11 protein-coding genes and 1 pseudogene are annotated in these 10,167 nt (G+C 69.2%); 9 read left to right on the top strand and 3 right to left on the bottom strand.

The features are described 5' to 3' along the window. Nucleotides 1-306 (bottom strand): PH domain-containing protein (locus ASG00_RS16925; protein WP_235559146.1); only part of this gene is annotated, 306 nt, incomplete at its 3' end. Nucleotides 307-383: 77 nt separating this feature from the next. Here ASG00_RS16925 and ASG00_RS04730 point away from each other — a divergent pair. Both ASG00_RS04730 and typA read left to right on the top strand, forming a co-directional pair. Then, nucleotides 384-2,144 (top strand): ABC transporter ATP-binding protein, encoded by a 1,761-nt coding sequence (locus ASG00_RS04730; RefSeq protein WP_056207264.1) that lies wholly within the window; start codon nucleotides 384-386, stop codon nucleotides 2,142-2,144. 86 nt (nucleotides 2,145-2,230) lie between these two features. Further along, a complete protein-coding gene (gene typA / locus ASG00_RS04725) occupies nucleotides 2,231-4,141 on the top strand; it encodes a translational GTPase TypA (protein ID WP_045246959.1) in 1,911 nt (636 codons plus the stop codon). Between the two features lie 18 nt (nucleotides 4,142-4,159). On the opposite strand, the gene ASG00_RS04720 is transcribed toward typA, so the two are convergent. Next, a complete protein-coding gene (locus tag ASG00_RS04720) occupies nucleotides 4,160-4,510 on the bottom strand; it encodes a DUF2200 domain-containing protein (protein ID WP_045246960.1) in 351 nt (116 codons plus the stop codon). A gap of 57 nt (nucleotides 4,511-4,567) precedes the next feature. Here ASG00_RS04720 and ASG00_RS04715 point away from each other — a divergent pair, with 57 nt between their 5' ends. From ASG00_RS04715 to ddaH, 7 genes are all read left to right on the top strand, one after another. Further along, entirely contained in the window at nucleotides 4,568-5,308 is a 741-nt protein-coding gene (locus ASG00_RS04715) for an AzlC family ABC transporter permease (protein WP_056207262.1), read from the top strand. Continuing rightward, the gene (locus tag ASG00_RS04710) at nucleotides 5,305-5,619 is read left to right on the top strand and encodes an AzlD domain-containing protein (protein ID WP_056207260.1); all 315 of its coding nucleotides are present in this window, start codon (nucleotides 5,305-5,307) and stop codon (nucleotides 5,617-5,619) included. The genes ASG00_RS04715 and ASG00_RS04710 overlap by 4 nt, the downstream gene beginning before the upstream one ends. Before the next feature lie 9 nt (nucleotides 5,620-5,628). Continuing rightward, nucleotides 5,629-6,021, top strand: coding sequence for a DUF6113 family protein (locus tag ASG00_RS04705; protein WP_200930856.1), 393 nt, complete (start codon nucleotides 5,629-5,631; stop codon nucleotides 6,019-6,021). Between the two features lie 13 nt (nucleotides 6,022-6,034). Beyond that, entirely contained in the window at nucleotides 6,035-6,355 is a 321-nt protein-coding gene (gene fdxA / locus ASG00_RS04700) for a ferredoxin (protein ID WP_056207258.1), read from the top strand. Between the two features lie 2 nt (nucleotides 6,356-6,357). Next, nucleotides 6,358-7,470 (top strand): succinyldiaminopimelate transaminase, encoded by a 1,113-nt coding sequence (dapC, locus tag ASG00_RS04695; protein ID WP_056207256.1) that lies wholly within the window; start codon nucleotides 6,358-6,360, stop codon nucleotides 7,468-7,470. Nucleotides 7,471-7,617: 147 nt separating this feature from the next. Then, on the top strand, nucleotides 7,618-8,913 hold the full coding sequence (locus ASG00_RS04690) for a citrate synthase (RefSeq protein ID WP_048809218.1): 1,296 nt from the start codon (nucleotides 7,618-7,620) through the stop codon (nucleotides 8,911-8,913). Nucleotides 8,914-8,917: 4 nt separating this feature from the next. Next, a complete protein-coding gene (gene ddaH / locus ASG00_RS04685; RefSeq protein ID WP_045246965.1) occupies nucleotides 8,918-9,679 on the top strand; it encodes a dimethylargininase in 762 nt (253 codons plus the stop codon). Here the strand turns inward: ddaH and ASG00_RS04680 are convergent. Beyond that, a pseudogene (locus ASG00_RS04680) lies at nucleotides 9,648-10,167 on the bottom strand (polyphosphate kinase 2); the annotation flags it as partial. The gene ddaH and the pseudogene ASG00_RS04680 sit on opposite strands and share 32 nt — an antisense overlap.

Genomic DNA, 10,167 nt, shown 5'->3' with positions numbered 1-10,167 from the left:
GACGAGGGTCAGCGCGAAGCGCGTGTCGACATCGATCAGGCTGCTCCAGGCGACCGTCACGGTGTGGAACGGGTTCACGAGGGTGACATCCGCGTCCGTCACGACCACCCGCGGGCGCCAGAAGAGTTCCCACACCAGCAGCGCGAGCAGCGCGACCGGCACGAGCGCCCACAGGCGATGGGGCTCCCCGAGCGCGATCGCGTAGCCGACGGCTGTCGCCCCTCCCAGTCCGATGAGGGCCCAGCCGCTCACCGACAGCACGATGCTCGTGGTCGGTCGGAATACCAGGGTGTCGCGCTCATCCACAGCTTCATCCTCCCATCCGCGTCGGCGACCGAACCGGGTCGCCACGACGCCACCGAGATCCCGGAAGGATCCGCATCATGAACGCCACGACGCACAGCTTCACCCCCGGCGAGGTGGTCCTCGAGGTCAACGACCTCTCGGTGGACTTCGGCGTCGACGGGGTCTGGGTGCCCGCGGCCAAGAAGGTCTCGTACAAGGTCGCCACCGGAGAGGTGCTCGCCATCGTCGGCGAGTCCGGCTCCGGCAAGAGCGTGAGCTCGATGGCGCTGCTCGGCCTCCTGCCCAACAACTCTCGAGTGGCGGGAAGCGCGAAGCTGCGCGGCCGCGAGATCGTGGGGCTGCGCCCCAGCCAGCTGCAGCAGGTGCGCGGGCGTCAGGTCGCGATGATCTTCCAGGAGCCGATGACGGCGCTGAACCCGGTTCTCACCGTCGGCTCGCAGATCGTCGAGACGCTGCGCCAGCACTTCCACCTGTCGCCGTCGGAGGCCCGCACCCGCGCTGTCGAGCTGCTCACCCTCGTCGAGCTCCCCGACCCCGAGAAGGCCTTCGCCTCGTACCCCCACCAGCTCTCCGGCGGTCAGCGCCAGCGCGCCATGATCGCCCAGTCGATCTCGTGCGACCCGGTGCTGCTCATCGCGGACGAGCCGACGACGGCTCTCGACGTGACGGTGCAGGCGGAGATCCTCGAGCTCATGCGGTCGCTGCAGGAGCGCCTGGGCACCGCGATCCTGCTCATCACCCACGACATGGGAGTCGTCGCCGACATGGCCGACCGCATGATCGTGATGCGCTCGGGCGACGTCGTCGAGACCGGCACGGTCGCCGAGGTCTTCGCGGCCCCGAAGCATCCGTACACGCAGGCACTCCTCGACGCGGTGCCGCGTCTGGGTGAAGGCTCGAGCGCATCGGAGGCCATCGACATCACGGCAACCCTCGAGGATGTCGACGCCGGCGATATCGACGCGGATGCCGCGGCCGCCGACCCGCTTGTCGAGCGCGCTGTCGTCGTGAAGTTCGAGGATGTCGCGATCGAGTACCCGAAGCGCGGCCGCGTTCCTGCCTTCCGCGCCGCCGACAAGATCTCGCTCGAGATCCGCCAGGGCGAGGTGCTGGGTCTCGTGGGTGAGTCGGGCTCCGGGAAGACCACGATCGGCCGTGCCACGATCGGCCTGCTCCCGGTGCACTCCGGGCGGTTGACTGTCACCGGAGTCGACCTCTCCACGCCCACCCGCGACGCGATCCGCAAGGTGCACCACAACGTGGGCATCGTGTTCCAGGACCCGTCGAGCTCGCTCAATCCGCGAATGACGATCGGCGACTCCATCGCCGAGCCGATCCGACTCTCGCAGGGTCTCAAGGGCAAGGCTCTCGACACACGTGTGTCGCAGCTCCTCGACTCGGTGCGACTGCCGCTGGCCTACTCGTCCCGGTTCCCGCACGAGCTCTCGGGCGGTCAGAAGCAGCGCGTGGGCATCGCGCGCGCCCTCGCGCTCGACCCGAAGCTGCTGGTCGCCGACGAGCCGACCAGTGCGCTGGATGTCTCGGTGCAGGCGACGGTGCTCGAGCTGCTGCGCGAGCTGCAGCGCGAGAAGGGCTTCGCGTGCCTCTTCGTCACGCACGACCTGGCTGTCATCGACGCCCTCGCCGACCGCATCGCGGTGATGCGTCGGGGCGAGATCGTCGAGGTCGGCACCCGTGAGCAGATCCTGCGCTACCCGCAGGAGGCGTACACGCAGCGCCTCCTGGCCGCGGTGCCGGTTCCCGACCCCGAGGTGCAGCACGCGCGTCGGGAGCTTCGTCTCGCAGCCCTCGGCCTCGACAACCCGGACGCGTCCTAAGCGCCTCAGGCGGCGTGGAGCCGCCAGACGGTAGGATGGGGGGCGGTCCGGATCCGGGCCGTCCCCCTCTTCGCAAGGAACCCTTCATGGCGCACGCCCTCCGTCCCGACCTCCGCAACGTGGCCATCGTCGCGCACGTCGACCACGGCAAGACGACGCTCGTGGACGCGATGCTCCGTCAGACCGGATCTTTCGGCGAGCACGCGCACGTCGAAGAGCGCGCGATGGACTCGAACGACCTCGAGCGCGAGAAGGGCATCACCATCCTCGCGAAGAACACCGCGATCACTTACAACGGCATCCACACCGAAGAGCCGGTCACGATCAACGTGATCGACACCCCCGGCCACGCCGACTTCGGCGGTGAGGTCGAGCGCGGACTGTCGATGGTCGACGGCGTGGTGCTGCTGGTCGATGCGAGTGAGGGACCGCTGCCCCAGACGCGCTTCGTGCTGCGCAAGGCCCTCGAGGCGAAGCTTCCGGTCATCCTGCTCGTCAACAAGACCGACCGTCCCGATGCCCGCATCGCCGAGGTGGAGGAGGAGAGTCACGACCTTCTCCTCGGACTCGCGAGCGACCTCGTCGACGATGTGCCCGATCTCGATGTCGACGCACTGCTGGACGTGCCGGTGGTCTACGCGTCGGGTCGTGCGGGTGCGGCATCCCAGAATCGTCCCGCCAACGGCGAGCTTCCCGACAACGACGACCTCGAGCCCCTGTTCGCCGCGATCCTCGAGCACGTGCCGGCGCCGTCGTACGACGACGAGGCGCCGCTGCAGGCGTGGGTCACCAACCTCGACTCGAGCCCGTTCCTCGGCCGTCTCGCGCTGCTGCGCGTGTTCAACGGCACGCTGAAGAAGGGTCAGACGGTCGCCTGGGTCCGTCACGACGGCACGCACTCCAACGCCCGCATCACCGAGCTGCTGAAGACGAAGGCGCTCGAGCGCTTCCCGGCGGAGTCCGCCGGCCCCGGTGACATCGTCGCGATCGCGGGCATCGAGGAGATCACGATCGGAGAGACGATCGCCGATCCCGAAGATGTGCGCCCGCTGCCGGCCATCACGGTCGATGACCCCGCCATCTCGATGACGATCGGCACCAACACCTCGCCCCTCGTCGGCAAGGTGAAGGGCCACAAGCTCACGGCACGCATGGTGAAGGACCGCCTCGACCGCGAGCTCATCGGAAACGTGTCGCTCAAGGTCGTCGACATCGGCCGGCCGGATGCCTGGGAGGTGCAGGGCCGCGGCGAGCTCGCGCTCGCGATCCTCGTGGAGAACATGCGTCGCGAGGGCTTCGAGCTCACGGTGGGCAAGCCTCAGGTGGTCACGCGCAAGATCGACGGCACGGTGCACGAGCCGTTCGAGCACCTCACGATCGACGCGCCGGAGGAGTACCTCGGCGCGATCACGCAGCTTCTCGCGGCCCGCAAGGGACGCATGGAGACGATGACGAACCACGGCACCGGGTGGGTGCGCATGGAGTTCGTCGTGCCGTCCCGCGGCCTGATCGGATTCCGCACCGAGTTCCTGACGACGACCCGCGGCACGGGCATCGCCAACGCGATCTCGCACGGCTACGAGCCGTGGGCGGGTCACATCGTGACGCGTCAGAACGGCTCGATCGTCGCCGACCGTGCGGGCGTCGTCACGCCGTTCGCGATCATCGCGCTGCAGGAGCGCATGAGCTTCTTCGTGCTGCCGCAGGACGAGGTCTACGAGGGCATGGTCATCGGCGAGAACTCGCGCAGCGACGACATGGACGTCAACATCACCAAGGAGAAGAAGCTCACCAACATGCGCTCCTCCACGGCCGACACGTTCGAGTCGATGACGCCGCCGCGCACGCTCTCCCTCGAGGAGAGCCTCGAGTTCGCCCGCGACGACGAATGCGTCGAGGTCACCCCCGAGAAGGTGCGCATCCGCAAGGTCGTGCTGGACGCGACCGAGCGCGGTCGTGCCACCGCACGTCTGAAGCGCCAGGACGCGAACGCGTGAGTCGGTGCGGTCCGCGTCTCAGGATGCGGACCGCAGCACCTTCTCGAGCGCCTTTCCGCGGGCGAGCTCGTCGACGAGCTTGTCGAGGTACCGGATCTTCTGCATAAGGGGGTCCTCGATCGTCTCGACGCGAACGCCGCACACGACTCCGGTGATGAGTTCGACCTCGTCGGGCAGCCGGGCGTCGTCGAAGAACTCGCGGAATGTGGCGCCTCCGGTCAGTCGAGTTGCGAGGGCGTCGTCGTCGAATCCGGTCAACCAGGTCGTGACGGCATCGAGCTCCTCCCGGGTGCGTCCCTTCCGTTCGAGCTTCGCCTGATACAAGGGGTAGACCGACGCGACAGTGGTATCGAAGATCCGGTGCTCCATGTCGGGAAGGGTAGCTGTATGCCCGGCTGCGCGCACCCGCGCCGATAGGCTCGGCGGGTGCCCGACCCCGATGCATCCGCGCTCGAGCATCGGCGCGCATGGCGGCAGGGGCTCGCGGTCGCACTCGCCACGAGCGCGTACGGCGTCTCGTTCGGAGCGCTCGCGACGGCATCGGGACTCGACATCTGGCAGACGTGCGTGCTGAGCCTGCTCATGTTCACCGGAGGGTCGCAGTTCGCGTTCATCGGCGTGATCGCCGCCGGCGGGCTCGCCGCGGCGCCCGCCGCGATCGCTTCTTCCGCACTACTGGGCGTGCGCAACATCGCCTATGGCATGCGCATGGCTCCCGTCATCGGGGGGCCGCTGCGTCGACGTCTCGCTGCGGCGCCGTTCACGATCGACGAGTCGACGGCGGTCGCTCTCGCTCAGGATGCGCCGCGGGCGCGCCGCGTGGGGTTCTGGGTGACGGGAGTGGGCATCTACGTCGGCTGGAACCTGTCGACTCTGCTGGGCGCCCTGTTCGGCGACGTGCTGGGTGATCCGCGTGCCTGGGGGCTGGATGCGGCGGCCGCCGCGGCGTTCCTCGCGCTGTTGTGGCCGCGACTGCGCGGTGCGCAGCCCATCGCCGTGGGGATCGCCGCGGCCGTTGTGGCGGTCGTGCTCACGCCGGCGCTTCTGCCGGGGCTGCCCGTGATCCTCGCCGCGGTCGTCGCCCTCGTCGTCGGCTGGTTCGACATCGGCGGCCGGCGCGCTCGCGGGCGCGGGCCGGGTGCATCCGCGGGGGAGGCCGTGCGATGACCCTCTGGAGCGCCCTGCTGCTGGCCGCCGTGCTGTGCCTCGCCCTCAAGGTCGTGGGCTATCTCGTGCCGCCGTCGCTCCTCGAGGCGCCCCGGCCGTTGCGCATCGCGGACCTTCTCACGGTCGCGTTGCTGGCGGCGCTCGTCGGTGTGCAGACGTTCGCCAGCGGGCAGGCCCTGCACGTGGATGCGCGTCTTCCGGCCGTGCTGGTCGCGGCAGGGCTGTTGGCCCTGCGGGCGCCCTTCCTCGTCGTGGTGGTGGTGGCGGCCGTCGTGGCGGCCGCGCTGCGGGCACTCGGGTGGGCCGCGTAGCATCGAGGCGTGACCCTGCTGCAGCGCCTCGGCGCATACGTGCTCGCCCTTGCGATCGGGCTGTTCTACGGTGCGGCGGGTGCGTTCGCGCATTCGATCGTCGTCGGAGGCTGGCTGCCGCTCGGGCTCATCGTCGCACTCATCGGCTCCACGGCGCTGCTGCTCGCGCTCCGGCTGCTGTCGGGTGACCGGTGGACGGTGCTCGCGGCCGCCCTGGGCATGATGGGGGCGACCTGGGTGCTGGCCCAGACGTCGGCGGGAGGATCGATCATCTTCAGTCAGCTGCATCCCGTGCTGGCGAACGTCTGGATGATCGTGGTGCCGCTCGTGGCCGCCGTCATCGTCGCCTGGCCGGAGCTCTCCCGGGCTCGGCGCGCTCGGCAGCCGGTCACGCACCCCTGACTACACTGGACGGGTGACGTATGTGATCGCCCTCCCGTGCGTCGATGTGAAGGATCGTGCCTGCATCGACGAGTGCCCCGTTGACTGCATCTACGAGGGGGAGCGTTCGCTCTACATCCACCCCGACGAGTGCGTCGACTGCGGCGCGTGCGAGCCCGTCTGCCCGGTGGAGGCGATCTACTACGAAGACGACCTCCCCGAAGAGTGGCAGGACTACTACAAGGCGAACGTCGAGTTCTTCGACGAGATCGGTTCGCCGGGCGGCGCCGCGAAGGTCGGCGTGATCCCGAAGGACCACCCGATCATCGCCGCCCTTCCGCCGCAGGGGCACTGACCGTGGGGGTCGCCGACCTCGCCGACTACCCGTGGGACGCGGTGATCCCGTTCGCCGAGACCGCCCGGCGGCATCCCGATGGCATCGTCGACCTCTCGGTCGGGTCTCCCGTCGACGCGACGCCCGAGGTCGTCGCCCGTGCGCTCGCCGACGCGACCGACGCTCACGGCTATCCGCAGACGATCGGCACGGCGCCGCTGCGCGACGCGATCGTCGACTGGTTTGCGCGACGCCGCGGCGTCCCCGGGCTGGATGTCTCGCAGGTGCTCCCCACGATCGGCTCGAAGGAGCTGGTCGCTCTGCTGCCGCTGCTGCTCGGCCTCCAATCGGGCGACGTCGTCGTCCATCCGCAGGCGGCGTACCCGACGTACGAGGTCGGTGCACGCCTGGTCGGCGCGACCGCCGTGGCGAGCGATGATCCCTCGGAATGGCCTGCGGGCACCCGACTGGTGTGGGTGAACTCGCCCGGCAACCCCGATGGTCGCGTGTGGGATGCGGCCGCCCTTCGCGCGGCCTACCTGCGCGCCCGTGAGCTCGGTGCGCTGCTGGTCGGCGACGAGTGCTACGCGGAGCTCGGCTGGGACGGCCGGTGGGCGAGCGAACCGGTGCCGTCCGTGCTCGATCCGTCGGTGACGGGCGGCGGGTTCGAGGGCGTGCTGTCGGTCTACTCGCTCAGCAAGCAGTCGAATCTCGCGGGCTATCGCGCGGCTTTCCTCGCGGGCGACGCGGACGTGGTCGCCCGCCTCGTGACCGCCCGCAAGCACCTCGGTCTGCTCGTGCCCGCGCCCGTGCAGCGGGCGATGGCGGCGGCCCTCGGCGACGACGCGCACGTGGCCGAGCAGAAGCATCGCTACCGGGTGCGACGCGACATCCTGAAGCCGGCCATCGAGGCCGCGGGGTTCCGCATCGACGGCAGCGAGGCCGGTCTGTACCTCTGGGCGACCGAGGGACGTGACGCGTGGGAGAGCCTCGGGCGCCTCGCGGAGGTCGGGATCCTGGTGGGTCCGGGACACTTCTACGGCCCGCATTTCCCGCAGCATGTGCGGTTCTCGCTCACGGCCACCGACGAGCGGATCGCGGCCGCAGCGAGCCGTCTGCGGGCGTCTTCGTCGTGATCCTCCACACGATCGCCCGGACCTTTGTGCGGTAACGGAGTACCCTCCCCGCCCGGCTAGGCTGTAGTCGGCGTGCATCGAGGACCCGATGCGCATCCTGCCGCTCGGCGGCAACGACCTCGACGATTTCCCTCACGAGGAGGCGCGGTGAGCGACGAAGACACGCAGCAGCTGAAGGCGACCCTCACGGTCGGTGAGCGCACGGCGGAATTCCCCGTGCTGACGGGTACCGACGGCTACCCGAGCATCGACGTGTCGAGTCTGACCCGTCAGACCGGTCACACCGCCCTCGACTACGGCTTCGTCAACACCGCGGCCACCAAGTCCGCGATCACCTACATCGACGGCGATGCGGGCATCCTGCGGTACCGCGGGTACCCGATCGAGCAGCTCGCCCAGCACTCCACGTATCTCGAGGTGGCCTGGCTGCTCATCTACGGCGAGCTGCCGACCGCGGCGGAGCTCGAGGAGTTCGACGGACGCATCCGCCGTCACACCCTCCTCCACGAAGACCTGAAGCGCTTCTTCTCGGCGCTTCCGCACACGGCGCACCCGATGTCCGTGCTGTCGGCGGCGACCGCGGCCCTCTCGACGTACTACGAGAACGAGTCCGACCCGCACAACCCCGAGCACGTCGAGCTGAACACCATCCGCCTGCTCGCCAAGCTCCCCGTGATCGCGGCGTACGCCCACAAGAAGAGCGTCGGCCAGGCGTTCCTCTACCCCGACAACGCCCTCGGGTTCGTCGACAACTTCTTGAAGCTCAACTTCGGCGTGCTGAGCGAGCTGTACGACATCGATCCCGTTGTGACCCGCGCGCTCGAGCGCCTGCTGATCCTGCACGAGGACCACGAGCAGAACGCCTCGACCTCGACGGTGCGGCTCGTCGGCTCGACCGGCGCGAACCAGTTCTCCTCGATCTCGGCCGGCATCAACGCGCTGTACGGCCCACTGCACGGCGGCGCTAACGAGGCCGTGCTGAAGATGCTCGGCCAGATCCGCGACTCCGGCGAGAGCGTCGAGCGCTTCGTCGAGCGGGTCAAGAACAAGGAGGACGGTGTGAAGCTCATGGGCTTCGGGCACCGCGTCTACAAGAACTACGACCCGCGGGCGAAGCTCGTCAAGGAGTCGGCGGACGAGGTGCTGCAGGCGCTCGGCGTCAACGACCCGCTCCTCGACCTCGCGAAGCAGCTCGAGGAGATCGCGCTGAGCGACGACTACTTCAAGGAGCGTCGCCTGTACCCGAACGTCGACTTCTACACCGGCGTCATCTACAAGGCGATGGGTTTCCCGACCCGCATGTTCACCGTGCTGTTCGCGATCGGCCGCCTGCCCGGCTGGCTCGCCCACTGGCGCGAGATGAACACCGACCCGCAGACCAAGATCGGTCGCCCGCAGCAGCTCTACACGGGCTCGCCGGAGCGGTCGTACCCGGGCGTCTGACCGGATGCCGCGTCTCATCGTCCGTCCGCCGTCGAGCCGTCTGGCCGACGGCGAGCTGACCCACCTCGACCGCGTGCCGGTCGATGCCGCGTTGGCCCGTGCGCAGTGGGACGGTTACGTCGAGGCGTTCCGCTCGCGCGGATGGGAGATCCTCGAGGCCGAGGCCGCCGACGATCAGCCCGACGGCGTATTCGTGGAGGATGCGGTCATCGTCTTCGGCGACCTCGCCGTGCTCGCCCGGGCGGGCGCCGTCTCGCGCCGCGGGGAGCGGGACACGATCGCACGGGTGGTGGCGGCATCCGGTCTGGAGACGGTCGAGATCGTCGAACCGGGCACCCTCGACGGGGGCGACGTGCTGAAGGTCGGACGCACGGTCTACGTCGGTGCGTCCTCCCGCACGAACGCCGCCGGTATCGCCCAGCTCGCTGCCCTGCTCGATGCGCGTGGATGGACGGTCGTCACGCGCCCGGTCGAGCGGGTGCTGCACCTGAAATCGGGGGTCACTGCACTTCCCGACGGCACGATCGTCGGCTACGAACCCCTCGTCGACGACCGCGAGGGCTACGCCGCGTTCGCGGCGGTGCCCGAGGAGCACGGCACCGCTGTCGTGGTGCTCGACGAGCGCACCGTGCTCATGTCGGCGGATGCGCCCCGCACCGCCGAGCTCTGGCGCGGGCGCGGACTCGACGTCGTCACGGTGCCGATCAGCGAGTTCGAGAAGCTCGAGGGATGCGTCACCTGTCTGTCGGTGCGGCTGCGCGACTGACGTGCGCGTGGTGATGCGCCTCGAGTGCCGCCGCGTAGTCGGGTACGAGCCCGGTCTCATCGCGCAGCGGGCGCACGTACCCGCCTGATGCGGGGCGAGGGGGCACCTCGACCGGTGACGGATCGATGCGCTCGTACGGGATGCGGGTGAGCAGATGGGTGATCATGTTGATCCGCCCGCGCCGCTTGTCCTCGTTGTCGACCTCGAACCACGGCGCCTCGGCGATGTCGGTGTGCACGAACATGGTGTCCTTCGCGCGGGAGTAGTCCTCCCAGCGGGTGATCGACAGCAGGTCGTTGGGGCTGAGCTTCCACCGCCGCATCGGATCGTTCGCCCGCGAGCGGAAGCGACGCTCCTGCTCGACGTCGGACACGCTGAACCAGTACTTCAGGAGCCGGATGCCGTCGTCGACCAGCATGCGTTCGAAGATCGGAGCCTGCTGCAGGAAGCGGTGGTACTCGGCATCCGTGCAGTAGCCCATCACCCGC

It is taken from the genome of Microbacterium sp. Leaf351, assembly GCF_001423825.1.
In the GTDB taxonomy this organism is placed as follows: Bacteria; Actinomycetota; Actinomycetes; order Actinomycetales; family Microbacteriaceae; genus Microbacterium; species Microbacterium ginsengisoli.
This window is presented reverse-complemented; position numbering and strand designations above follow the sequence as displayed.